At 44.0% G+C, this 23,419-nt stretch carries 28 protein-coding genes; 22 read left to right on the forward strand and 6 right to left on the reverse strand.

Features of this window, described 5'->3' with window-relative positions; all coding sequences use genetic code 11:
* Positions 1-4: 4 nt before the first annotated feature.
* Entirely contained in the window at positions 5-844 is an 840-nt protein-coding gene (locus AC1WMD_RS10545; RefSeq protein ID WP_043905942.1) for a MetQ/NlpA family ABC transporter substrate-binding protein, read from the forward strand.
* A gap of 21 nt (positions 845-865) precedes the next feature.
* Here AC1WMD_RS10545 and AC1WMD_RS10550 read toward each other — a convergent pair whose 3' ends face one another.
* Positions 866-1,051, reverse strand: coding sequence for a hypothetical protein (locus AC1WMD_RS10550; protein ID WP_043905941.1), 186 nt, complete (start codon positions 1,049-1,051; stop codon positions 866-868).
* Positions 1,052-1,152: 101 nt separating this feature from the next.
* Here AC1WMD_RS10550 and AC1WMD_RS10555 point away from each other — a divergent pair, with 101 nt between their 5' ends.
* The 16 genes from AC1WMD_RS10555 (at position 1,153) to AC1WMD_RS10630 (ending at position 16,310) form a co-directional block, all read left to right on the forward strand.
* A complete protein-coding gene (locus AC1WMD_RS10555) occupies positions 1,153-1,515 on the forward strand; it encodes a carboxymuconolactone decarboxylase family protein (RefSeq protein ID WP_043905940.1) in 363 nt (120 codons plus the stop codon).
* Positions 1,516-1,801: 286 nt separating this feature from the next.
* The gene (gene sufC / locus AC1WMD_RS10560; RefSeq protein WP_017434772.1) at positions 1,802-2,581 is read left to right on the forward strand and encodes a Fe-S cluster assembly ATPase SufC; all 780 of its coding nucleotides are present in this window, start codon (positions 1,802-1,804) and stop codon (positions 2,579-2,581) included.
* 17 nt (positions 2,582-2,598) lie between these two features.
* Positions 2,599-3,912: a Fe-S cluster assembly protein SufD gene (sufD, locus tag AC1WMD_RS10565; protein ID WP_494257143.1), complete on the forward strand. Its 1,314-nt coding sequence runs from the start codon at positions 2,599-2,601 to the stop codon at positions 3,910-3,912.
* Positions 3,909-5,129: a cysteine desulfurase gene (locus tag AC1WMD_RS10570; protein ID WP_043905938.1), complete on the forward strand. Its 1,221-nt coding sequence runs from the start codon at positions 3,909-3,911 to the stop codon at positions 5,127-5,129. Before sufD ends, AC1WMD_RS10570 begins: the two co-directional genes overlap by 4 nt.
* The gene (gene sufU / locus AC1WMD_RS10575; RefSeq protein ID WP_043905937.1) at positions 5,119-5,556 is read left to right on the forward strand and encodes a Fe-S cluster assembly sulfur transfer protein SufU; all 438 of its coding nucleotides are present in this window, start codon (positions 5,119-5,121) and stop codon (positions 5,554-5,556) included. The genes AC1WMD_RS10570 and sufU overlap by 11 nt, the downstream gene beginning before the upstream one ends.
* A gap of 31 nt (positions 5,557-5,587) precedes the next feature.
* On the forward strand, positions 5,588-6,985 hold the full coding sequence (gene sufB / locus AC1WMD_RS10580; protein ID WP_043905936.1) for a Fe-S cluster assembly protein SufB: 1,398 nt from the start codon (positions 5,588-5,590) through the stop codon (positions 6,983-6,985).
* A 123-nt stretch (positions 6,986-7,108) separates the two neighbouring features.
* Complete coding sequence (locus AC1WMD_RS10585) at positions 7,109-7,957, forward strand: DUF72 domain-containing protein (protein WP_043905935.1); 849 nt, start codon at positions 7,109-7,111, stop codon at positions 7,955-7,957.
* Positions 7,958-7,975: 18 nt separating this feature from the next.
* Positions 7,976-8,794, forward strand: coding sequence for a sulfite exporter TauE/SafE family protein (locus AC1WMD_RS10590; protein ID WP_494257145.1), 819 nt, complete (start codon positions 7,976-7,978; stop codon positions 8,792-8,794).
* 14 nt (positions 8,795-8,808) lie between these two features.
* Positions 8,809-10,200 carry a bifunctional metallophosphatase/5'-nucleotidase gene (locus tag AC1WMD_RS10595; protein ID WP_494257146.1) on the forward strand — a complete coding sequence of 464 codons (1,392 nt, stop codon included), beginning with the start codon at positions 8,809-8,811 and terminating at the stop codon, positions 10,198-10,200.
* A 56-nt stretch (positions 10,201-10,256) separates the two neighbouring features.
* A complete protein-coding gene (locus AC1WMD_RS10600) occupies positions 10,257-10,559 on the forward strand; it encodes a YunC family protein (protein ID WP_043905932.1) in 303 nt (100 codons plus the stop codon).
* 73 nt (positions 10,560-10,632) lie between these two features.
* Entirely contained in the window at positions 10,633-11,388 is a 756-nt protein-coding gene (yunB, locus tag AC1WMD_RS10605) for a sporulation protein YunB (RefSeq protein ID WP_494257148.1), read from the forward strand.
* Positions 11,389-11,707: 319 nt separating this feature from the next.
* Positions 11,708-12,892, forward strand: coding sequence for an ABC transporter substrate-binding protein (locus AC1WMD_RS10610; protein WP_494257149.1), 1,185 nt, complete (start codon positions 11,708-11,710; stop codon positions 12,890-12,892).
* Positions 12,893-12,977: 85 nt separating this feature from the next.
* Positions 12,978-13,856 (forward strand): branched-chain amino acid ABC transporter permease, encoded by an 879-nt coding sequence (locus AC1WMD_RS10615; protein ID WP_017434783.1) that lies wholly within the window; start codon positions 12,978-12,980, stop codon positions 13,854-13,856.
* Between the two features lie 16 nt (positions 13,857-13,872).
* Positions 13,873-14,847 (forward strand): branched-chain amino acid ABC transporter permease, encoded by a 975-nt coding sequence (locus AC1WMD_RS10620; protein ID WP_043905929.1) that lies wholly within the window; start codon positions 13,873-13,875, stop codon positions 14,845-14,847.
* On the forward strand, positions 14,822-15,601 hold the full coding sequence (locus tag AC1WMD_RS10625; RefSeq protein ID WP_017434785.1) for an ABC transporter ATP-binding protein: 780 nt from the start codon (positions 14,822-14,824) through the stop codon (positions 15,599-15,601). Before AC1WMD_RS10620 ends, AC1WMD_RS10625 begins: the two co-directional genes overlap by 26 nt.
* A 1-nt stretch (position 15,602) precedes the next feature.
* On the forward strand, positions 15,603-16,310 hold the full coding sequence (locus AC1WMD_RS10630) for an ABC transporter ATP-binding protein (protein ID WP_017434786.1): 708 nt from the start codon (positions 15,603-15,605) through the stop codon (positions 16,308-16,310).
* Between the two features lie 37 nt (positions 16,311-16,347).
* On the opposite strand, the gene AC1WMD_RS10635 is transcribed toward AC1WMD_RS10630, so the two are convergent.
* Positions 16,348-17,364 carry a M23 family metallopeptidase gene (locus AC1WMD_RS10635; protein ID WP_494257152.1) on the reverse strand — a complete coding sequence of 339 codons (1,017 nt, stop codon included), beginning with the start codon at positions 17,362-17,364 and terminating at the stop codon, positions 16,348-16,350.
* Between the two features lie 169 nt (positions 17,365-17,533).
* Between AC1WMD_RS10635 and lipA the strand changes: the two genes are divergently transcribed.
* Entirely contained in the window at positions 17,534-18,430 is an 897-nt protein-coding gene (gene lipA, locus AC1WMD_RS10640) for a lipoyl synthase (RefSeq protein ID WP_043905927.1), read from the forward strand.
* Between the two features lie 55 nt (positions 18,431-18,485).
* Here the strand turns inward: lipA and AC1WMD_RS10645 are convergent, their stop codons facing one another.
* Positions 18,486-19,172, reverse strand: coding sequence for a YhcN/YlaJ family sporulation lipoprotein (locus AC1WMD_RS10645; protein ID WP_494257154.1), 687 nt, complete (start codon positions 19,170-19,172; stop codon positions 18,486-18,488).
* 112 nt (positions 19,173-19,284) lie between these two features.
* Between AC1WMD_RS10645 and AC1WMD_RS10650 the strand changes: the two genes are divergently transcribed.
* Complete coding sequence (locus tag AC1WMD_RS10650; protein WP_017434790.1) at positions 19,285-19,560, forward strand: YutD family protein; 276 nt, start codon at positions 19,285-19,287, stop codon at positions 19,558-19,560.
* Between the two features lie 46 nt (positions 19,561-19,606).
* Here the strand turns inward: AC1WMD_RS10650 and AC1WMD_RS10655 are convergent, their stop codons facing one another.
* Both AC1WMD_RS10655 and AC1WMD_RS10660 read right to left on the reverse strand, forming a co-directional pair.
* Entirely contained in the window at positions 19,607-19,888 is a 282-nt protein-coding gene (locus AC1WMD_RS10655; RefSeq protein WP_043905925.1) for a hypothetical protein, read from the reverse strand.
* A gap of 58 nt (positions 19,889-19,946) precedes the next feature.
* Positions 19,947-20,216, reverse strand: a complete 270-nt coding sequence (locus AC1WMD_RS10660; protein WP_043905924.1) for a DUF3055 domain-containing protein — start codon at positions 20,214-20,216, stop codon at positions 19,947-19,949.
* 112 nt (positions 20,217-20,328) lie between these two features.
* On the opposite strand from AC1WMD_RS10660, the gene AC1WMD_RS10665 reads away from it, so the two are divergent.
* Complete coding sequence (locus tag AC1WMD_RS10665; RefSeq protein WP_043905923.1) at positions 20,329-20,766, forward strand: DUF86 domain-containing protein; 438 nt, start codon at positions 20,329-20,331, stop codon at positions 20,764-20,766.
* A 128-nt stretch (positions 20,767-20,894) separates the two neighbouring features.
* Entirely contained in the window at positions 20,895-21,665 is a 771-nt protein-coding gene (nucF, locus tag AC1WMD_RS10670) for a 5' nucleotidase NucF (protein WP_043905922.1), read from the forward strand.
* Between the two features lie 48 nt (positions 21,666-21,713).
* On the opposite strand, the gene AC1WMD_RS10675 is transcribed toward nucF, so the two are convergent.
* Positions 21,714-22,211 carry a phosphatidylglycerophosphatase A family protein gene (locus AC1WMD_RS10675; RefSeq protein WP_043905921.1) on the reverse strand — a complete coding sequence of 166 codons (498 nt, stop codon included), beginning with the start codon at positions 22,209-22,211 and terminating at the stop codon, positions 21,714-21,716.
* 155 nt (positions 22,212-22,366) lie between these two features.
* On the opposite strand from AC1WMD_RS10675, the gene yutH reads away from it, so the two are divergent.
* The gene (gene yutH / locus AC1WMD_RS10680; protein ID WP_043905920.1) at positions 22,367-23,383 is read left to right on the forward strand and encodes a spore coat putative kinase YutH; all 1,017 of its coding nucleotides are present in this window, start codon (positions 22,367-22,369) and stop codon (positions 23,381-23,383) included.
* The last annotated feature ends 36 nt before the right edge of the window (positions 23,384-23,419 follow it).

Raw genomic sequence — 23,419 nt, forward strand, 5'->3', positions numbered from 1 at the left:
CGATATGAAAAAATGGATTAGTGCATTGTTTGCCGTCGTTCTTGTGTTGGCATTGGCAGCATGCGGAGGCAATAACAACGCTGCCGATGACAAAAAAGAAGGAAAATTAACGAAGCTAGTAGTCGGAGCTTCCAACGTGCCGCATGCGGAAATTTTAGAAAAAGCACAACCAATTTTAAAAGAAAAAGGCATTGACTTAAAAATTGTTAAATTCCAAGATTATGTATTGCCAAACAAAGCGTTAGCGGATAAAGAAATTGATGCAAACTACTTCCAACACATTCCGTATTTAGAAGCGCAGAAAAAAGAACATGGATATGACTTTGTCAACGCTGGCGGCATTCATATTGAGCCAATCGGTGTTTATTCGAAAAAATATAAAAGCCTTGAAGAATTGCCAGACGGTGCGACGATCATCATGAGCAACTCGGTTGCAGACCATGGCCGCATTTTATCGATGCTGCAAGAAAAAGGGTTAATTAAATTAAAAGAAGGTATCGATAAAACAAAAGCTACGGTCAAAGACATTGTGGAAAATCCAAAACATTTAAAATTTGAAGCGGATGTGGAAGCAGGATTGCTGCCGCAAATTTATAAAAACGGCGAAGGCGATGCCGTGCTCATTAACGCGAACTATGCGCTTGACGCGGGGTTAGATCCTGCAAAAGACCCAATTGCTGTCGAGTCGCCGAAAGATAACCCATATGTCAATATTATCGCTGTACGTAAAGGCGATGAAAACCGCAAAGAAATTAAAACGCTTGTTGAAGTATTGCAATCGAAAGAAATTCAAGACTTTATTAAAAAAGAATATAAAGGCGCTGTCATTCCGGCAGCACAATAAAACGGAAGCGATTCGCTTCCGTTATTTCTTTTTTGGCAGCTTTTCGAGAATGGCAATCAGCAGCGTAATGATCAAAGAGCATTGAATCGAAATAACGATAGTAACAATATCGGTTAGTTGCGCGTCTTCCAACAATGCCCCTACCAAGAAAAATAACAAGATAGAGATAATAATCATCATGAGGAACACGGAAATCCATTTTCCCATTTGTTTCCCTCCCATTCGCCTATATTCAAATTCTTCTGTTTAATTCCTTTTTCCTTCACGCATACTAACACCGATATAATTATGGAAAGAGGTGTTGAGAAGTGAACCAGCAACAACATACGTCGGTTGAAGCGGCTCTTCGTCATTATAAAGAGGGAATTGGCGTGTTTACGCAGAAGCTCCCTAAAATTGCTAGCAGCTTCAATGCTTTCACCGAAGCTTGTTTTGAAGCCGGTGCGTTATCGAAAAAAGAAAAACAGCTTATTGCTTTAGGAATTAGCCTTGCTACGCAAGATGAATATTGCACGATTTATCACACGAAAGGGTGTTTAGACGAAGGAGCTTCAGAGCAGGAGATTTTGGAAGCGTGCAGCGTAGCGGCGGCATTCGCCGGCGGTGCGGCGATGAGCCAAGCGGTAACCTTAGTGCAAGAATGTATTCGTGAATTATCAACAAAACATTAATGAAAAAGACTCCGATACGGGAGTCTTTTTTTTATAGAGGCTGAAAGTGACGCTAAGTGGGTTGAACGCAAACAATATGCTGTTCGTGTAAAATAATATACGCAACCAGCAATTATAATAATTTTCACTATCAACATAGTGATATTGTCTACAAAAGGTTGCTAATACTTTTCATTTGTTATAAGATTGTAATGAGAATAAAATGAGAATGGAAGGCAAGAAAGTCAGTGGTGCACTGGTATATACAATTATATACAATTTTCAGCGAAAATTGGAGGTATTCTGCATGGCAGTGTTGACAATTAAAGATCTTCACGTATCGGTAGAAGGAAAAGAAATTTTAAAAGGCGTGAATTTGGAAGTAAAAGGCGGAGAAATTCACGCGATCATGGGTCCGAACGGGACCGGGAAATCCACGTTATCGTCCGCGATTATGGGGCATCCAAAATATGAAGTGACACAAGGCAGCATTACATTAGACGGTCAAAATGTGCTAGAAATGGAAGTAGATGAAAGAGCGCGCGCCGGTTTGTTTTTGGCAATGCAATATCCAAGCGAAATTAGCGGGGTAACGAACGCCGATTTCCTTCGCGCCGCCATCAATGCCCGGCTTGGCGAAGGCAATGAAATTTCGTTAATGAAGTTTATCCGCAAGTTGGATGAAAAAATGGCATTTCTGGAAATGAATCCGGATATGGCGCACCGTTATTTGAACGAAGGATTCTCGGGCGGGGAGAAAAAACGCAACGAAATTTTACAATTAATGATGCTTGAGCCGAAAATCGCGATTTTGGACGAGATTGACTCCGGTCTTGACATTGACGCGTTAAAAATTGTTGCCAAAGGCATTAATGAAATGCGCAGCAGCGAATTTGGCTGTCTGATCATTACGCACTATCAACGCTTATTAAACTACATTACCCCGGATTATGTGCATGTCATGATGCAAGGGCGCATTGTGAAATCTGGCGGCCCAGAATTGGCACAACGTCTTGAGGCGGAAGGATACGACTGGATTAAAAAGGAACTTGGCATCGAAGACGAAACGGTTGAGCAAGAAGCGTAAGCGTTAGGAGGAGTATTATGACGACAGAAACAAAAATACCATTCGACCAACAATATGTGCGCGCGTTTTCTGGTGAGCGCGGCGAACCGGACTGGCTGTTACAGCTTCGCTTACAAGCTCTTGCCAAAGCAGAAGCGCTGCCGCTGCCGAAGCCGGATAAAACGAAAATCGATAAATGGAATTTCACTCAATTTGCCGATCATGTTGTCGAAAGCGCGCCGTACGCCTCGTTAGAAGAATTGCCGGAAGCAGTCAAAGTGCTTATTGAAGCAGGCGAAGAAACAAAAAATTTATATGTGCAGCGCAACCATACGCCTGCATATGTATCTTTATCGGAAGACTTGAAAGAAAAAGGAGTTATTTTTACCGATATTTTCACTGCGGCACGCGAACATGGAGAGCTGCTGCAAAAATATTTGATGAAAGACGGCGTCAAAATAGATGAACATCGTTTAACAGCATTGCACGCAGCGCTGTTAAACGGCGGCGTGTTTGTTTACGTGCCGAAAAACGTTGAAGTCGAGGTTCCGCTGCAAGCGGTATATATTCAGGAAAATGACGATATCGCGCTGTTTAATCATGTGATCGTTGTGGCAGAAGATAATAGCCGTATTGTTTATGTGGAAAACTATATTTCCGCGAAAGAAACGAGCAAAGCGGTTGTCAATATTGTCGCTGAAGTGTTTGCCAATACAAACGCGCGTGTGTTTTTTGCCGCTGTCGATAACTTGGCAAAAGGGGTTACAACGTATGTCAATCGCCGTGGCATTGCGGCGCGCGATGGCCGCATTGAATGGGCGCTCGGCTTAATGAACGATGGGAATACCGTTTCCGAAAACATTACCCGTTTAATTGGCGACGGATCTTTTGGCGATACGAAAACGGTTGTTGTCAGCCGCGGGGAGCAAGTGCAGAACTTTACGACGAGCGTCGTGCATTATGGAAAATATACCGAAGGCTACATTTTAAAACACGGTGTGGTGAGAGACAGCGCGACATCGATTTTTAACGGCATCGGCAAAATTGAGCACGGTGCTTCGAAATCGAACGCCCAGCAAGAATCACGTGTCTTGATGCTAAGCGAAAAAGCGCGTGGCGACGCCAATCCGATTTTATTGATCGATGAAGATGATGTGATGGCAGGCCACGCGGCATCAGTCGGCAGAGTGGACCCAATACAGTTATACTACTTAATGAGCCGTGGTATTCCAAGACATGAAGCAGAGCGTCTCATTATTCATGGATTTTTGGCTCCAGTGGTTGAAGCGATCCCGATTGAAAGCGTGAAAAAACAATTGATTGAAGTTATTGAAAGGAAAGTTCAATCATGAATGTAAAAGAGATACGGAAGCTGTTTCCTATTTTAGATCAAGAAGTGAACGGAAAGCCGCTCGTATATTTTGACAGCGCAGCGACATCGCAAAAACCGCTTCCTGTCATTGAAGCGCTTGACCAATATTATCGTCAATACAATTCGAATGTCCATCGCGGTGTGCATACGCTTGGAACAAAGGCGACAGATGCGTATGAAGGAGCGCGGGAAAAAGTACGGCGATTTATTAACGCGAAGTCCACACAAGAAATCATTTTTACAAGAGGAACGACAACGGCGTTAAATCTCGTTGCCGCCAGCTATGGTCGCGCCAATTTGCAGGAAGGCGATGAAATTGTCATCACGTACATGGAGCACCATAGCAATTTGATTCCTTGGCAGCAAGCAGCGAAACAGACAGGGGCCGCATTAAAATACATTCCATTGCAAGCGGATGGAACGATCGATATAAAAGATGTGGAAGCAACGGTAACGGCAAACACGAAAATCGTTGCCATTGCCCACGTGTCCAACGTTTTAGGAACGATTAACCCAGTTAAGGAAATTGCACGCATTGCCCATCAATATGGTGCGGTCGTTGTGGTCGACGCCGCACAAAGCGCTCCGCATATGAAAATTGACGTTCAAGATCTTGATTGTGATTTTCTGGCGTTTTCTGGGCATAAGATGTGCGGTCCGACCGGAATTGGCGTATTATATGGTAAGAGAGATTTATTAGAGCGAATGGAGCCGGTAGAATTTGGCGGGGAAATGATTGATTTTGTTGAATTGTATGATTCAACATGGAAAGAACTTCCTTGGAAATTCGAAGGCGGAACGCCAATTATTGCTGGAGCGATCGGCTTAGGAGCGGCGATTGATTTCCTTGAAGATGTCGGATTAGATCATATTGCCGCCCATGAGCACGAACTGGCGCAGTATGCGTTAGAACGAATGTCTGCTATAGATGGGCTGACGATTTATGGTCCGAAACAACGCGGCGGATTGGTTACGTTTAATATAGACGGCGTTCATCCGCACGACGTGGCAACCGTCCTTGATGCAGAAGGCATCGCCGTCCGCGCCGGCCACCATTGCGCACAGCCGTTGATGAAATGGCTGAATGTAACCGCGACAGCGCGGGCAAGTTTTTACCTCTATAATACAAAAGAGGAAATTGATCAGCTTGTCGTTGCATTACAGAAAACGAAGGAGTATTTTGGCCATGTCTTCTAATAATCCTTTAGATCAGCTTTATCGCCAAGTCATTATGGATCATTACAAAAACCCAAGAAATCGCGGCGTTTTAGAGGGAAACAGCGTCGATATCAATATGAATAACCCGACCTGCGGTGACCGTATTCATTTAACGATGAAAGTAGAAGATGGGAAAATTGCCGATGTAAAATTTGAGGGAGAAGGCTGTTCCATTTCGATGTCATCGGCGTCGATGATGACACAGGCGATTAAAGGAAAAACGGTGGAAGAAGCGTTAAAGCTAGCCAATATCTTTTCCGAAATGATGCAGGGGAAAGAATATGACGACTCGATCGATTTAGGTGATATTGAAGCGTTGCAAGGCGTTTCGAAGTTTCCGGCCCGCATTAAATGTGCGACGTTAGCGTGGAAGGCAATGGAAAAAGGCTTACATCAGCATGATTAATGGCAAGGAGAAAAAAGGAGGGTGAAACCGCATGGCGAAAAAGGCGCCAGAAATCGGCGAATATAAGTATGGGTTCGTCGATAAAGACGTATCGGTATTCCGTGCGCAGCGCGGGTTGACGCGGGAAGTGGTTGAAGAAATTTCCCGTATGAAAAATGAGCCGCAATGGATGCTGGAATTCCGCTTAAAAGCGTTAGATATTTTCTACAGCAAACCAATGCCACAATGGGGCGGCGATTTATCGAGCTTAGATTTTGATGAAATTACGTACTATGTAAAACCGACGGAAAAATCGGGCCGTTCTTGGGATGAAGTACCGGAGGAAATTAAAGCAACGTTCGATAAGCTCGGAATTCCTGAAGCTGAGCAAAAATATTTAGCCGGCGTATCAGCGCAATACGAGTCAGAAGTGGTATACCACAATATGAAAGAAGATTTGGAAAAACTAGGAGTCATCTTTAAAGACACCGACTCAGCGTTGAAAGAAAACGAAGATCTTTTCCGTGAGTATTTTGCCAAAGTCGTGCCTCCTACTGACAATAAATTTGCCGCGTTAAACTCGGCAGTATGGTCGGGCGGCTCATTTATCTACGTGCCAAAAGGTGTGAAAGTCGAAACACCGTTGCAGGCATATTTCCGTATTAACTCGGAAAATATGGGGCAATTTGAACGTACGTTGATCATCGTTGATGAAGGTGCGCACGTTCATTACGTCGAAGGATGTACGGCGCCAATCTATACAACCGCCTCGCTTCATAGCGCCGTTGTTGAAATTATCGTCAAAAAAGGCGCATACTGCCGCTACACGACCATTCAAAACTGGTCAAACAACGTGTTTAACCTAGTAACGAAACGTGCGGTTTGTGAAGAAAACGCGACAATGGAATGGATCGACGGAAACATTGGTTCCAAATTAACGATGAAATATCCAGCTGTTATTTTAAAAGGAGAAGGCGCACGCGGCTTGACCTTATCGATTGCGATTGCCGGAAAAGGACAGCACCAAGACGCAGGGGCGAAAATGATTCACCTTGCGCCAAACACCTCATCGACGATCGTCTCAAAATCGATTTCAAAACAAGGCGGAAAAGTGACATATCGCGGAATAGTACACTTCGGCCGCAAAGCGTCGGGGTCGCGCTCGAACATTGAGTGCGATACGCTTATTCTTGATAACCAATCGACATCGGATACGATCCCGTATAATGAAATTTTAAATGACAATATTTCGCTCGAGCATGAAGCGAAAGTATCGAAAGTATCAGAGGAGCAGCTGTTCTATCTCATGAGCCGCGGCATTTCCGAACAGGAAGCAACGGAAATGATCGTCATGGGCTTCATTGAGCCGTTTACAAGAGAGCTTCCAATGGAATATGCTGTGGAAATGAACCGGCTTATCAAGTTCGAGATGGAAGGATCTATCGGTTAATGAATTGTTACAAAACCATCCATTTGCCTATGGTAAATGGATGGTTTTCACATTTTTTACTGCACGTATCTCTATGTTCTCAAATTTTTTGCAATTGTGATATGATGAAGCTAGGTGATACGTATGATTTATATCGGATTAACAGGTTGGGGAGATCATGATAGCTTATATCCTCCTGGACTTGCCGCAAAAGATAAGCTGCAGGAATATGCGGCGCATTTCCCAACGGTAGAAGTCGATTCCTACTTTTATGCGATTCAGCCGCGGCAAAATGTCGAAAAGTGGATTCGCGAAACCCCCCATTCTTTTCGTTTTGTTGTAAAAGCGTATCAAGGAATGACCGGACATGAGCGCGGTCCGATTCCATATGCCGACAAAGAAGAGATGTTTGCCGCGTTTTTGGATTCGATTGAGCCGTTTCTCCAGTCGGGAAAGCTTGCGATGGTGTTGTTTCAATTCCCGCCATGGTTTGATTGCCGCCGCGAGCATGTCGCGTATTTGCGCTGGTGTAGGGCGCAAATGAAAGAGATTCCGACAGCGCTGGAGTTTCGCCACCGTTCCTGGTTCTCTCCTCGTTTTTATGCAAAGACGTTACAATTTATGAAGGAGGAAGGATGGATCCATAGCATTTGTGATGAACCGCAGGCGGGGGAAGGATCAATTCCGACCGTGCTTTATCCGACTGATGCGGAAAAAACGCTTATTCGTTTCCATGGCCGCAACGTCCACGGATGGAATAAAGCGACAAGCGGAGAAAATTGGCGGGCGGTTCGATATTTGTATCGGTATCGTGAAGAAGAATTGCGCGAATGGGTCAACCATATCGAAATGTTAAAAGCGAAGACGAAAGATATTTATGTGCTTTTTAACAACAACTCTGGCGGGGATGCAGCGGATAATGCGAAACAATTGATCCGTTTGCTTGGCATTGAATATACCGATTTAGCACCACGCCAGCTTGATTTATTTTAATATTGGAGATGAAACGATATGGAATATGTGTTGTTAGTCATTGTCGGTTTTTTGGCGGGAACGATCGGCAGTTTAGTTGGTTTAGGAGGCGGCGTGATTATTGTGCCATCGTTGTTATTTTTAAGCGCGGTTCATTGGCTGCCGCACGTTACCCCGCAGTTGGCGGTCGGCACTTCGCTCGTTGTTATTATTTTCAACGGGCTGTCGTCGACCTTGTCGTATATGAAGGAAAAAATGGTCGATTATCAAAGCGGGCTTTTATTTTTTATCGGAAGCGGCCCGGGAGCGATCATTGGGGCATGGGTAAATAATACATTAAGCTTAGAACATTTTTCTTTATATTTTGGTCTTTTTTTAGTGGCTGTATCGTTCTTTTTATCTTTCAGCAAAAACGCTTCGGCGCGTTCACAACGAAAATCATTTAAAATTACTCGCACTTATACAACGAATGAAGGAGAAACGGTTACGTATGGATATCATCCGATCGTCGCTATTGTCATCTCTTTTGTCGTTGGCTTTTTCGGCGGCATGTTTGGCATTGGTGGCGGTTCGCTAATGGTGCCGGCGATGATGATATTGTTTCTCTTCCCGCCTCACGTCGCCGTTGCGACTTCGATGTTTATGATCTTTTTATCTTCATTGGTCAGCTCGCTTACACATGTGTTTATGGGAAACGTACAATGGCTATTTGCGCTCGCCTTAATCCCGGGAGTTTGGTTTGGTGCGAAAACGGGTGCATTTATTAATAAGCGGCTGCGCAGCAAAACCGTCGTCGCCGTTTTGCGGATTGTGCTTATTCTTTTAGGAATCCGCCTTATTTACGAAAGCTTTTCATAAGAGGAGGTTGTCCATTGAAACGGACAGTATATGTATATCATACGAATGATGTGCATAGCCATTTCGAGTATTGGCCGCGAATTTCCTATTTCTTGGCTGAGCAAAGACAGAAACACCGTCAACGGAATGAGACGATGTTGTTATTTGACATTGGCGATTTTATCGACCGTTTTCACCCGATTACCGAGGCGACGAGAGGAAAAGCGAATGTCGATTTACTCAATGCCCTTCAGTACGACGCCGTAACGATCGGCAATAATGAAGGAATTACTCTTGATTACGAAGACTTAAATACGTTATACGAAAACGCTCGGTTCTCCGTGCTTGTCGCCAATTTATTTCATAAAGACGGCACGCGTCCTTCCTGGGTGCGTCCATATTCGATTATTCCGATTTCGGACGCGTTTCGTGTTGGCGTGATTGGAGTAACGGCTTATTTCGCTAAATTTTACGAGTTATTAGGATGGAAAGTGACGCCGCCTTTTGAGATGCTGGGAAACATTGCGGCAGAAGTGAAAAAACAAGCGGATCTTGTCATTTTATTATCGCATTTGGGAATCAACGAGGACGAAAAGATTGCCCAGACGATACCGGAAATTGATATTATTCTTGGAGGGCATACCCATCATTTATTTCCAGAGGGAAAAAGGATTAATGATACATTATTGTGTGGCGCCGGGAAATATGGAAAGTTTATTGGAGTAGTGAAGTTAGAAATTGAGGAAAGTGATCATACATATGAAGCATTAGCTACTGTTGTGGATGTGGAAAGTTTGCCGGATTTGGAGAAAACGAAACGAACCTTATCGTTATTAGAACAGCAAAGTTTGGCAGCATTGGAAGCAGAACAAATTGCCGAGCTAAAGGAAGACTTGCCGTTGCAATGGTTTTCGCCGTCTCCGTTTGCCAAATTGCTCGCTTCGGCATTAAAAGAATGGTGCGATGCGGAAATTGGCATGGTAAATGCGGGAGTTCTGTTAGAGCCGCTTCCGAAAGGAGTAGTCACTAGAAAAGATTTGCACCGCATTTGCCCACATCCGATCAACCCTTGCAAAGTTCAGCTGCGCGGCACGGAATTAAAAGAAATTATTTTGCAGGCCAATACAGAAAGAATGAAACAGCTGCAATTTAAAGGTTTCGGTTTTCGCGGGAAGGTGATGGGGCAAATGGTTTATGACGGGGTCGAGATCGAGACGGAAAGAGAAGAAGATGGCGCGGAACATATCCGTCATATTACGATCAACGGCGAGCCGCTAAATCCGGATCAATTATACGAGGTGGCAACGATCGATATGTTTACGATCGGCCATTTTTATCCGCAAATGCAGCGCGCGCCGAAAAAGAAATATTACATGCCGGAATTTTTGCGGGACGTGCTCGCATGGAAATTGGCGAAAGGGAAATAGACACACATCTTTCCTTGCTTCATACATTGAAGTAGGGAAAGGAGCGTGATGTTATCATGATTCACGTAACGCCGATTATGATCGACGGTTATCCATTTATCGCTATTTCTGTCCAATTGCCAAAAACCAATTTGCTTGCTGTAGCGAGTGAAAAAGGGTACATTATGTGCGGAGCGCTTGATGTGGCACTATTGAACGAAAAACTGCGCGACCGTGGAATTGTGGCTGGAAGGGCGGTCGGGGTTCGCACGATTGAACAACTGCTGGAAGCGCCTTTAGAATCGGTGACGGTCGCTGCCGAAGAGCTGGGAATTACGGTCGGTATGAAAGGAAAAGATGCTTTGTTGAAGATGCGGTAAAAAATTATATAACAATTTGCTTTATCTCCCTCCTTTCAAGCATACATATAGCTTGTAAAGGAGGGATTTTATTTTGCCTAGATTTCCCGCTCGCCCCCGATTGTCAAGAAGAGGGCCGCTTCCGTTTCGCTATGTGTTTTTGCTGACGTTTGTGTTTTTTATGTTTACTACCGCTCTTAGCCTTTGGATTGTCAATAAAAGCTTTGAACCGGTTTTAATGGAAATTGCCGAAACCGAAACGAAACGGATTGCTGATTTAGTGATTAATAATGCGATCGAACAGCAATTTTTAAAAGAAAATAAAGAGATGAGCAATTTGGTCATCGTGCAAAAAGATGCCAATGGCAAAATTGCTTCCGTCGATTTTAACACCGCTGTTGTAAACCGAATTTTGGCAAAGACGGATGACTATGTGATGGAAAGCTTAAAGGCAGCAACAGAAGGGAGAATTGAGAGGCTTGTGCTTCCTGAGGTGGAATCTGGAAAAGGAGACAGCAGAGGGATTATTTACTATATTCCTTTTGGCCAAGTCACGAATAATTCGCTTCTTAGCAATCTCGGGCCGCGTATCCCCGTGCAGTTTCAAGTTATTGGCAATGCAGACACCGAAGTGACGAAAGAAATTAAAATGTTCGGGATTAACAGCGCGTTAATTGAAGTGGATATTCACGTTTCTGTCGATATTCAAGTAATCATTCCATTTGCGTCAAAAACGTCAACAGTTTCTACGAATATTCCGATCATCATGCACATAATTCCAGGAGAGGTTCCGCAATTTTATAATAACAGTGGAAATGTCGGTCCTTCTTTAAATATACCATCACACTAATCACTGATTTGCCGTGAATATGGAGATCGATTTGCTGTTTTTTACAGCAATAACAAAAAATTATATATAAAAAACGTTATTGTTTGCCGTTTCTATTAAGCTGTTTTGCTGAAAGACAATTTATCTGCAAAACAGCTTTTCAATTTATAGTAGAAAACACCTAGACGGAGAGAAAAAAATTTTGTAATATTGTATTAAATTAAAAATAGTTTTATTATTATGTTATTTTAAAAAACATATAGAAAGGATGTGAGGAAGGAGAGAAAGTATACATCTGTTAAACTGAATTTTTTGAAAAATAATCATGGGGGGAAAAAGAATGAAGAAAAAAAGGCTGGCTAGTATTTTTCTATCATTGGCATTAACTGCTGGAGTTATGGCAGGATGCGGAGGACAGAAGGAGATGAGCAGCTCTTCTGGCGGCGGAGGCGGCGGCGATACGATTAAAATCGGCGCCAATCTTGAATTATCCGGCGGAGTAGCTTCATTTGGACAGTCGATTGCCGAAGGGCTGGAACTTGCTTTGGAAGAGATAAATAAAGAAGGCATTAACGGAAAAAAACTTGAGCTCGTAAAGGTGGATAATAAATCTGATGCGGCCGAAGCGACGAACGGTGCGATCAAGCTCGTCAGCCAGGACAAGGTAGCAGCGATTATCGGCGCCGCAACGAGCACCAATACGCTAGCGCAAGTCCAAGTGGCCCAAGATAACAAAATTCCGTTAATTACGCCAACGGGAACAAACCCTACGATTACGAATAAAGATGGCAAAGTAAACGATTTTGTATTCCGGACATGTTTTATTGATCCTTTCCAAGGGACAGTTGCCGCGAAATTCGCGATCAATGATTTAAAAGTGAAAAATGCAGCGGTGCTGATTGATAGTTCCAGCGACTATTCGAAGGGTCTTTCCGCAGCGTTTAAAGAAGCGTTTGAAAAAGAAGGCGGCAAAATTGTAGCGGAAGAAGCTTACGTTGCTAAAGACACGGACTTCCGTGCTACGCTTACCCGCATTAAATCGGCTAATCCGGAATTCATTTTCTTGCCTGGTTATTACGAAGAAGTAGGTCTTATCGTAAAACAGGCGCGTGAACTTGGCATTAATGTACCGATTATGGGCGGCGACGGATGGGATTCGCCTAAATTGGTGGAAATCGCCGGCAAAGATCCATTGAACAATACGTTTATTACGAACCACTATTCTTCCAATGACCCAGATCAAAAAATTCAAGATTTTGTAAAAGCATTCAAGGCGAAATACAATAAATCTCCAGATGCCTTCAGCGCCCTTGGATATGACACAGCATATTTCCTCGCTGATGCCATCAAACGTGCTGGAAGCACAGATCCAGAAAAAATTAAAGACGCGCTTGCGAAAACGAAAGACCTTGCTCTTGTTTCGGGAACATTGACGCTAGATAAAAACCACGATCCAGTGAAGTCAGCTACGATTCTCGAATATAAGGACGGCCAGCAACAATTTAAAACAAAAGTGAATCCATAATCTCACGCGGTGGATAGGGGGCATGTCCCCCTATTCCGAATTTTTCTAGATAAAAGAAACAGTCTTCTTTAAGGAGAGTGCAAATATGGAACTCATTCAGCAACTAGTTAACGGGATCTCCCTTGGAAGCATCTACGCACTGATTGCGCTTGGCTATACGATGGTATACGGAATTGTGCGCCTCATCAATTTTGCGCACGGCGATGTATTTATGATTGGTTCTTTTGTTGGATTTTACGCTGTCACCAGTTTTCATGTAGGTTTTTTTCCAGCGTTGCTCCTCGCAATGGTTTCCTGCGCGATTTTAGGGGTATGTATTGAGAGAATCGCTTATAAACCGTTGCGAAACGCTACAAAAATCGCTGTACTGATCACTGCCATCGGGGTTTCGCTTTTAATTGAGTATGGAACCATTTATCTGCGTGGTGCTCAGCCAGAAGCGTATCCTAGCACAGTGCTTCCGGATAAAAAAATTGAAGTATTGGGCGTAACCGTTAATAGCCAGTCATTATTGATTCTTGGTGTTTCCATTGTATTGATGATTCTCCTTCAATTTATCGTCCATAAAACAAAAATCGGAAAAGCGATGCGGGCCGTTTCTCATGACGCAGAAGCAGCTCGGTTGATGGGAATTAATGTAGATAATACTATATCAGCGACTTTTGCCATTGGCTCGGCTTTGGCGGGGGCAGCAGGCGTTATTTTCGGGATTTACTATACTAAAATCGACCCGCTGATGGGAATTATTCCAGGTTTAAAAGCGTTCGTAGCTGCCGTATTAGGAGGAATCGGCATTATCCCTGGCGCGATGGTTGGCGGCCTGATGCTTGGCGTCATTGAATCGCTCGTAAGCGGTCTTGGTTATTCGCTTTGGCGGGATGGGGTCGCTTTTATCATTCTTATTTTGATTCTCATTTTCCGACCAGCTGGATTATTTGGTAAAAACGTAAGAGAAAAAGTGTAAAGGATGGTAGGGAGCGATGGCAACTTTGAAGCGGACGATAGGATTTTGGATCTCCATTGTACTGGCGCTGATCCTTTTTGTTGTGGTTCAGGTGCTAATATCGGGAGAAATACTTAATTCCTTTTATGTTAATACGTTATTTTTTATGGTGATTAACATTATACTAGCTGTCAGCCTTCATTTAATCATCGGGATTACCGGACAGTTTTCCATTGGCCATGCCGGGTTTTTTGCCGTGGGAGCTTATGCATCAGCGATTATGACGATGAAATTGCAGATGCCGTTTGCGCTTGCGTTGCTTGTTGGCGGTGTCGCTGCAGCGGTTGCAGGCCTCCTCATCGGCATTCCTAGCCTTCGGCTAAAGGGCGATTATTTAGCGATTGCTACGCTTGGTTTTGGGGAAATCGTACGAATCAGCCTGCTAAACATTGAGTATGTTGGCGGCGCCAGCGGTATGACGGTAACCCACCTCACAACTTGGCCATGGGTGTTTGCCTGCCTGCTTATCACCATTATTGTCATTGCTAATTTTACTAACTCTACCCATGGACGTGCCTGCATCTCGATTCGAGAGGATGAAATCGCAGCGGATTCCATGGGAATTAACACGACGTATTATAAAGTGGTCGCTTTTGTCATAGGTTCTTTCTTTGCCGGAATTGCCGGGGGGCTTTATGCTCATCATTTTTATATCATTCAGCCGACTAACTTTGGCTTTTTGAAATCATTTGATATTTTGATTTTTGTTGTGCTTGGCGGACTAGGAAGCATGTCTGGCGCGGTGATCGCTGCTATCCTATTAACAGTTGTTTCGACATTCCTTCAGGATTATCCAGAAACGCGAATGATTATATATAGCATCATTCTTATTTTGGTTATGCTGTATCGTCCAAAAGGATTGTTAGGCACAAAAGAAGTAACATCTTTCTTTAAGCTGCGCAGAGCGGTGCAAGGGGGAATTGGAAATGACAACAAGAACACCGTTGCTTAAAGCGGAACACGTTGGCATTCAATTTGGTGGCCTGAAAGCTTTATCTGACGTCAATATGGAGTTGAATAAGGGAGAATTAGTAGGGCTTATTGGACCGAACGGGGCAGGGAAAACCACCTTTTTTAACTTGCTGACCGGCGTCTATGAGCCAACCGAAGGAAGCATTGTGCTCGACAATGAGAAGCTAAACGGCCTGCCGCCATATAAAATTACGCGCAAAGGAATCAGCCGCACATTCCAAAATATTCGGCTGTTTGGTGAGCTTTCGGTGCTGGACAATGTAAAAGTTGCCTATCACTCTCTCGCCCGTCATTCTATTCTTAGCTCCATCTTTCGCCTTCCTTCCCATTTTTCTGGCGAAAAAGAAATAGAAGAAAAAGCGGTCGAATTTTTAAAGATTTTTAAGCTCGAACATGTGATGGATGAGAAAGCGAAAAATTTGCCATATGGACAGCAGCGCCGTTTAGAAATCGCCAGAGCTCTCGCCGCGCATCCGAAGCTATTGCTGCTTGACGAGCCTGCAGCAGGGATGAATCCACAGGAAACGAAAGAATTAATGAGCTTGATTGCCTTTATACGCGAGAAGTTTGATTTAACGATTTTGCTGATTGAGCACGATATGTCTCTCGTGATGGGAATATGCGAACGGATTTATGTGCTTGACCACGGGCAGTTGATTGCGCATGGCACACCGGAAGAAGTAAGAAATAATCCTAAAGTGATCGAGGCATATCTTGGCGAGGAGGTTTCTTAACGTGCTAAAAGTGGAAAGCATCGATGTATTTTACGGAAATATTCAAGCGTTAAAAGGTGTTTCACTGGAAGTAAAAAACGGCGAAATCGTCACCTTAATCGGCGCTAATGGCGCCGGCAAAAGCACGTTACTAAAAACGATTTCTGGGCTGTTAAAACCGAAGCAGGGCGATATTCTATACGAAGGGACATCCATTGCAGGCAAAGCGGCGCAAACGATTGTGAAACAAGGAATTTCCCATGTTCCCGAAGGCCGCCGAATTTTTGCTAATATGACTGTAGAAGAAAACTTGGAATTAGGTGCTTTTTTAAGAAAGGATAAACAGGAAATTCAGCAAGACTTCGAGAAAGTGTATCATCTGTTTCCGCGCCTTTACGAGCGGAGAAAACAGCTCGCCGGAACTTTGTCAGGCGGAGAGCAGCAAATGCTGGCGATTGGCCGCTCCCTAATGGCTCGGCCGCGCCTTCTGTTGCTTGATGAACCGTCGATGGGATTGGCGCCATTATTGGTGAAAACCATCTTTCGCATCATTGAAGAAATTAACTCCTTTGGGACGACTATTTTATTAGTCGAGCAAAACGCGCATATGGCGCTGTCTGTAGCCGATCGGGCATATGTCATTGAGTCAGGGCGGGTCGTCCTGTCGGGAACCGCACAGGAACTAAATGCAAGCGAACAGGTGAAGAAAGCGTATCTAGGAGGACATTAAAAGAAAAATATACTGCACAGGAGAAGAAAAAGGAGGCTTATTTCTGTTCGGCCTCCTTACTTTTCTTCCGTTTTTGTTTTTCCGCGCGTTCCCATGCTTTTAAGTGCGGATATGGGTCGAACGACCATTCCATATAGCCATTATCTTTGTACATTCCGTAATGAAGGTGCGGCGGGAATTTTCCCGCTGTTCCCGGCGGGCCGTAGCCGGAGCTGCCGACCGAGCCGATGACCGTTCCCGGTTCGACGATCTGCCCTTCGCGCAAATTAGGGGCAAATCCATTTAAGTGGCCAAAATAGTGGTACGTATTATTAATATCGCGAATACCGATGCGCCATCCGCCATATTTATTCCATCCTTTTAATTCGATGATTCCGTAGCACGTCGACCGCACCGGGACGCCATAGTCGGCAAAAATGTCCGTTCCTTCATGAATGCGGCGTCCACCCCAGCTCCTTTTATCTCCCCACGTATCGCGATAGCTGTAGTTAGCATGAAGAGGAAGCGGGAATACATGATCATCTAATTTTAACGTTTGGTACTTTTTATATATTTTTGCTTTGCCTAAAATTAGGTCAACCGCTTTGCTGCGCTGATAATAATTCCATAGCGCCATTTTAATATGTTGACGATCGATTCCGTACGTTTGCAAATAGCGAGCGATCGCGAAAATCACATCTTCATCATCCTCGCGATTGGCAAGGCCGTCACCATTGCCGTCAACGCCGAGACCACCAAATTGCGAAATCGTAAACGGATTTGTATCATGAGGGTTTCTGTTTAGCGGTCCGGCCCAAATTTCGGGCTTGATATAGATCCCGAGCACGCCGGTAGGTTTTGGCAAATCACGGCGCACTTGCCGGACGTTTCGTTCGTATTGGTCGATTGCTGCAAAGTAATACCAAGGGATGAGCGAGACTGCTTCCGCTTTTTTATACAGCTCCATTCGTTTTTCGTATATCGTGTCCTCACCCATTTTTTCTTCGGCAAATGTTGCTTTCGGTACCGTTAATACAATAGCAGCAATCCATATAATCAATATCCATCGGCACACACATTTCTACTCCTTTCCGTCCATTTCATATATTTAGTTTGGGGAGATTTGTTTGTTTCATAAATGTTAAAAAGCGGTAAGTAGTGGGAACTGGCTAATTTCTTTGTGTTTAGCGGTTGTTTTTTTTATAATGAAAAATGTAAATAAAAACTTATTGGAGTTGAGAACAATGTCGACAAAAGAAGACCATATTCGCAAACCAGAGTGGTTAAAAATAAAGTTAAATACAAATGAAAGTTATACCGGACTAAAGAAATTGATGCGTGAAAACCGGTTACATACGGTATGTGAGGAAGCAAAATGTCCAAACATTCATGAATGCTGGGCGGTTCGGAGAACGGCGACATTTATGATTTTAGGAAATGTATGCACTCGCGCCTGCCGTTTTTGCGCGGTCAAAACGGGGTTGCCGACCGAACTGGACTGGCAGGAACCGGAACGTGTTGCAGAGTCTGTCCGCATCATGAACTTAAAACATGTTGTCGTCACTGCTGTTGCCCGTGACGATTTAAAGGACGGCGGAGCAGCCGTGTTTGCGGAAACAGTTCGGGCCATCCGCCGCAAAAACCCGTTTACGACGATCGAAGTGTTGCCTTCTGATATGGGCGGAGTATACGAAAACTTAAAAACATTGATGGATGCCCGTCCGGATATTTTAAACCATAATATTGAGACGGTGCGCCGCTTGACGCCGAGAGTGCGCGCACGTGCCACCTATGAACGCTCGCTTGAATTTTTGCGCCGCGCTAAGGAGCTGCAGCCGGATATTCCAACGAAATCAAGCATCATGGTCGGACTCGGGGAAACGAAAGAAGAAATTATTGAAGCGATGGATGATTTGCGCGCCAACCATGTCGATATTTTAACGATCGGCCAATATTTACAGCCGACGAAAAAACATTTGAAAGTCGTCAAATATTATCATCCAGATGAATTCAGAGAACTAAGAGAGATCGCTTTAAGCAAAGGCTTCACCCATTGCGAAGCGGGCCCACTTGTTCGGTCTTCATATCATGCCGATGAACAAGTCAATGCGGCTTCGGCAGCAAGGCAAATGAAAGCATAGAGGCGTCGAAAAAACGGTCTTGCCTTCTGTATGAGAAGACAGACCGTTTTTTCTGTTAGCGTGTGGTTTTGACTGATCGCGGTGTTCCGTCATGAAAATCACGGTCAAGACGATCGTTTGTTTCATTGATCATTTCGCCGTTTTCATTTTCTCCGTCACTTAGCTTCTTACCTTGCGGGTATTTTAGCATTTGTTGAATCGTAGCATCGATAATTTGATCAATATTTCGGCTGTTCGAATCCAAACGTCCGAAACGTTCGATGTCTTTCATCAGCTGTGGATTGTCAGCCACATATACATGGTAATAGTGAGGAACGACGGAAAGCGCGGTCTTTTTCACTTGGTCTGCCGTTTCATTACGGTTTTTTGTATCGGCATCATAGACGACTAACACTTCCTCATCGGTTACCAATGTGGCGACATCGTTCACGTTTGGAAGCTGTGTACAGAGCTTGCTAATTAAATCGGCGGCTCGCTCGCGGTTAAAGGATGGCATATTGTTATAGGCGTTGGCATCGCCGCGAACAGGACTTTTTTGGTGGCGGACATAGCCAAAGTTATTCATTGGCGTATCGTCGCCATTTGGCACTCCATTTTCGTTATATAAATCGTTGCGGTCGGTGACGTTCATCGTATTGCCGCTCCGTTTATATACATCGGTATTATCGTCTCGTGCCATCTGCGCACAGCCTGCTAATGTGACAGCTGTACCCAATGCGACGGCAAGCAATGGTTTTTTCATGGTTAACACCCCCTTCATCTTTAGGATGATTCTCTTGCCAAACTTCAATAACAGTAATTGATTGGGAGCGTTTCATCGTTTATGATGAAAGTGGAAAGGCAAGGTGAAAACGATGATATGCATTAACAATATTTGCTACGAACTGGTGGAAAACGTGAAAAATGCGTTTAATGAAGAGGCATTTCGCGCTCGATATGCCGATATTTTAAGCAAGTATGACTATATTGTCGGAGATTGGGGATATAATCAGCTCCGTTTACGCGGCTTTTTTGATGACTATAACCAAAAAGCGACATATGATACAAAAATCAGTACCTTATCCGAATATTTGTACGAATATTGCAATTTTGGCTGCGCCTATTTTGTGCTTCGCAAAATAAAGCGGTAAAAATGACACGCGGCTATCCTTTTTCACGAGGATAGCCGCGTGTCCATTAATCCTGGCCGTATGGAAATTGCTCGTTTTCCCGTGGATCGTCATGCAGCGGGTGTGCGCCAGGATCTCGCCTTGGAATATTTTGATGGAATGATTTGAATTCATAGTTAAAGGCGCTGTAATGGCGCTGCCCTTTTTTCCATGGGGTGCTTTTATTTTCGACCGGCACGTCGGCACGGCGCGGCGATCCATACGGTCCTTCCGGAAATTCTTCCGCCGTTAAAAAATTTTTCTGCTTTTCCGCGGTGGAAAAGTCGCTATATTTTTCCTTCTCCTGCATTTGTTTCACCTTCCTCGTTTCCGGGGATTGTTTATAATGTTCCCGAATGAAAAGGTGACTATGAAATGCATTCGTACAAAAATGCCCGCAAATCATTCGCGTCTTCTTCGCTGAGATGATACGCATGTTCTAAGTACCCTGGTTCCTCTAGATCGTCTTGTCCGATGATGGCAAAACGGTTGCTTTGCAAGTCGAGAACTAAATATTTCCCGTAGAAACGATCAGTTTGGATGATCGCCAAATCGAACCGCTGCCGTTCTCCTAAAAAGCTGACGAAGCGCGTTTTTGTTTCAACGGTATCATCGTATAAGTAAAAACGCTCAATCATTGGCCGTGACCTCCAGTCCAAATTGAAGTTATTTTCATCATAGCAAACAATAGGGGAAATGTCCTGTTGATTATGGTACAATAAAAAAAGAACTATATGGGAGGAAACTGTGATGTATTTTGTCGATCGTAATAAAATCGAGGAAACATTACGTTATATGGAAAAAATGTTGTGTATTTATAAGGAAAAAGCGGAGTGGGACGACGAATTATCCCGACTTGCGTTAGAGAGGATTGCCCATTTAGTGATTGAGGCTATTTTAGATGTTGGAAATGCGATGATTGACGGATTTATTATGAGAGATCCGGGCAGTTACGAAGATATTATCGATATTTTAACAGACGAAAAGGTAATAACAGAAGAGGATGCCAAAGCATTAAAAGCGATCATTGCCCATCGGAAAATGCTGGTGCACCATTATACGAATGTCGACCATAAGAAATTATTGGAAGATATGCGAAAATATTTTGCAGCTCTTCAAGCGTATCCAGTAGCTGTGCGTACATATTTAGAAAACGAGCTCGGTCCGGTGTCGGCGTTTCGCAATTAAGCGACATTGTTTTGATTGTATGGCAAACACGCTTCTGTATTTTTGATGAAGCGTGTTTACTTTTTGACATTTGCCGCTGCTTTCGTTAAGTTTTTGTTGCGTGTATGATTAAAAAAGAGGTGAAGACATTGAAAACATACAAAGGGTATTTAATCGATTTGGACGGAACGATGTACCGCGGAACCGAATGCATTGCGGAAGCCCGCGACTTTGTAAAGGAATTGCACCGGAAAGGCATTCCGTATTTATTTGTGACAAATAACTCGTCGCGCACGCCGGCGCAAGTAGCGGAGAAATTGCAGTCATTCGGCGTTCCGGCGACAGCGGAACATGTATTTACGACCAGCCAGGCAACGGCTAATTATATTTTTGAGAGAAAACCGGATGCTTCCATTTATGTAATCGGGGAAGAAGGAATTCGTACCGCGCTCGAGGAAAAAGGATTCACGTTCGCGAAAGAAGACGCGGACTTCGTCGTGATGGGCATTGACCGCAGCATTACGTATGAAAAACTGGCGATTGCCTGCTTAGCCGTGCGCAACGGGGCGACGTTTATTTCGACGAATGCCGATATCGCCATTCCGACCGAGCGGGGGCTGCTGCCGGGAAACGGCTCACTTACAGCCGTTGTCGCGGTATCCACGCAAGTACAGCCGATTTTTATCGGCAAACCGGAGAAAGTGATTATGGAGCAGGCGTTAAAAGTGTTAGGGATTCCAAGAGAGGAAACATTGATGATCGGTGATTATTACGATACCGATATTATGGCGGGGATGAATGCCGGAATCGATACGTTGCTTGTTCATACCGGAGTAACGACAAAAGAGTTGCTGCAACGGTATGAAAAACAGCCGACTTACACTGTCGATTCATTGCGGGAATGGATGGAACGCATTTAAAAGAGCCGCCGCTCTTTTGCTAAAGAGCGGCGGCTTTTTTTGCCATGTTTATTCCGTATTCGCAGCCCGGTGCGCTAAGCGGCTTGAAGCGGCGGCGGCAATGGCGCCGACGATATCATCTAAAAACGTATTGCATTTTCCAGTCGATTTATCATTTAAATATTGCAAAATACCTGGCTTTTGTTTATCAATATATCCATAATTTGTAAAGCCGATCGATCCGTACACGTTGATGATCGACAACGCTAAAATTTCGTCCACCCCATATAACCCTTCATCGCGATGAATAATGGTCTGCAGCGGTTCGTCCAATTTGCCCTCTTCCGCTAATTTATCAAGCTGAATGCCGGTTAAGATCGCGTTTTGCACTTCGCGTTTCGCAATGACACGGTTGACATTTTCGATACAGTCTTCCAGTTTCAAATCAGGATGGTATTTTGATTGTAGATAATATACAAGTTCAGCGATATCTTTGATCGTCACCCCTCGCTCTTCCAGCCATTGGCGAGCGGTTTGTTCGAGATTGTTCATAATTGGTTCTTTCATTTGCGTCACCTATTTCTTTAGGGAGTTGTTTTTTATTATATATGTTTATGATGGCATAAATGTGTCTTTTTTGTAAACAGAGATGCTCGTGATAAAGAAATGCAGATTTTTTGGCGAAACGCCTCATATATTACTGTTAAAAGGAGGGGGAAGCAATGGAATCATGGATTCGCCAGGAATATGATATTGCGGTAGAGCGGATGCAAAAAAACGGACGGTATTACACATTTTTTGATAAAAATCAGTGTTATACCGTTATCCCTGTCCATGGACGCAGTGAAGCGGAGCTTGAGGAACTGCAAAAAATGAGCCATTATTTAATATCCAAAGGGGATGTGACGGTCGCATCATTTGTGCCGACAAAATCAGGCAGGCTCGTTGCTTATAGGAATGAACAGCCTATTGTTATTGTTCGTACGCCGTTTCTGCCGTATGCAAGAAATATTTCCATTGGGAGGGAGTTAGCGAAATTTCATCAACGCGGCCGCATATGTCCGCTTCCGCTCGTTCATTGCCGGCGGATCGGCCAATGGAAAGAACTTTGGGGAAAACGAGTCGATCAAATGGAGGAATTTTGGAAAAATAAAATTGCTATGGGGATGGAAACGATGTTTGATCGGCTATTTATTGAATCGTTTCCATACTATCTTGGACTTGCCGAAAACGCGATTCAATATGTTGCCGATACAGAGCTGGATGAGGAGCCGGTCGGCATTGATTATGCCACCTTTTGCCACGAACGGTTGCCAAATGCTGGGTGGACGGAAGGGAAAGAGCAGAAGCTGCCAATCGATTGGGTGTATGATCATTGTGCAAGGGATTTGGCGGAGTGGGTTCGCTATTTATACGTAAAAAAAGGGCGTGATTCCGTCCGCGAGATAAGGCAATTTTTCCGCGATTATGAACACCACACCCCTTTATCTCCATTTGCTTGGCGTCTTGTATACGCTCGCCTTCTATTTCCGCTTCATTATTTTGAATGTATCGAAGGCTATTATATGACAAATGATGCACAGGAAAAACAACAATATGCGCATATGCTGCAGAGCATCATCGCCCGTTCGCGTGAGCATGAGCAATTTCTTGCCTCGTTTATGGATATTGTCGGTTTGGCAAGCCGCCGGCTTTCTCTTCCGAAAGTAGAATGGCTGTCTCATTCGTTAACACGATGAGAATGAAATCCTCGTTTTTTTTGCCAGAAATTTGTG

The sequence above is a fragment of the Parageobacillus sp. NEAU-HV-2 genome (assembly GCF_059115485.1).

Coding starts and splice junctions, on each gene's coding strand:
- yutH (WP_043905920.1), top strand. CDS start 22,367: ATGGAATCATGGATTCGCCAGGAATATGATATTGCGGTAGAGCGGATG.
- sufD (WP_494257143.1), top strand. CDS start 2,599: ATGACGACAGAAACAAAAATACCATTCGACCAACAATATGTGCGCGCG.
- sufU (WP_043905937.1), top strand. CDS start 5,119: ATGTCTTCTAATAATCCTTTAGATCAGCTTTATCGCCAAGTCATTATG.
- AC1WMD_RS10665 (WP_043905923.1), top strand. CDS start 20,329: ATGTATTTTGTCGATCGTAATAAAATCGAGGAAACATTACGTTATATG.
- AC1WMD_RS10625 (WP_017434785.1), top strand. CDS start 14,822: ATGACAACAAGAACACCGTTGCTTAAAGCGGAACACGTTGGCATTCAA.
- AC1WMD_RS10545 (WP_043905942.1), top strand. CDS start 5: ATGAAAAAATGGATTAGTGCATTGTTTGCCGTCGTTCTTGTGTTGGCA.
- AC1WMD_RS10615 (WP_017434783.1), top strand. CDS start 12,978: ATGGAACTCATTCAGCAACTAGTTAACGGGATCTCCCTTGGAAGCATC.
- AC1WMD_RS10550 (WP_043905941.1), bottom strand. CDS start 1,051: ATGGGAAAATGGATTTCCGTGTTCCTCATGATGATTATTATCTCTATC.
- sufC (WP_017434772.1), top strand. CDS start 1,802: ATGGCAGTGTTGACAATTAAAGATCTTCACGTATCGGTAGAAGGAAAA.
- AC1WMD_RS10655 (WP_043905925.1), bottom strand. CDS start 19,888: ATGCAGGAGAAGGAAAAATATAGCGACTTTTCCACCGCGGAAAAGCAG.
- AC1WMD_RS10590 (WP_494257145.1), top strand. CDS start 7,976: ATGGAATATGTGTTGTTAGTCATTGTCGGTTTTTTGGCGGGAACGATC.
- AC1WMD_RS10650 (WP_017434790.1), top strand. CDS start 19,285: ATGATATGCATTAACAATATTTGCTACGAACTGGTGGAAAACGTGAAA.
- AC1WMD_RS10585 (WP_043905935.1), top strand. CDS start 7,109: ATGATTTATATCGGATTAACAGGTTGGGGAGATCATGATAGCTTATAT.
- AC1WMD_RS10645 (WP_494257154.1), bottom strand. CDS start 19,172: ATGAAAAAACCATTGCTTGCCGTCGCATTGGGTACAGCTGTCACATTA.
- AC1WMD_RS10620 (WP_043905929.1), top strand. CDS start 13,873: ATGGCAACTTTGAAGCGGACGATAGGATTTTGGATCTCCATTGTACTG.
- AC1WMD_RS10610 (WP_494257149.1), top strand. CDS start 11,708: ATGAAGAAAAAAAGGCTGGCTAGTATTTTTCTATCATTGGCATTAACT.
- AC1WMD_RS10570 (WP_043905938.1), top strand. CDS start 3,909: ATGAATGTAAAAGAGATACGGAAGCTGTTTCCTATTTTAGATCAAGAA.
- AC1WMD_RS10600 (WP_043905932.1), top strand. CDS start 10,257: ATGATTCACGTAACGCCGATTATGATCGACGGTTATCCATTTATCGCT.
- sufB (WP_043905936.1), top strand. CDS start 5,588: ATGGCGAAAAAGGCGCCAGAAATCGGCGAATATAAGTATGGGTTCGTC.
- lipA (WP_043905927.1), top strand. CDS start 17,534: ATGTCGACAAAAGAAGACCATATTCGCAAACCAGAGTGGTTAAAAATA.
- AC1WMD_RS10660 (WP_043905924.1), bottom strand. CDS start 20,216: ATGATTGAGCGTTTTTACTTATACGATGATACCGTTGAAACAAAAACG.
- AC1WMD_RS10675 (WP_043905921.1), bottom strand. CDS start 22,211: ATGAAAGAACCAATTATGAACAATCTCGAACAAACCGCTCGCCAATGG.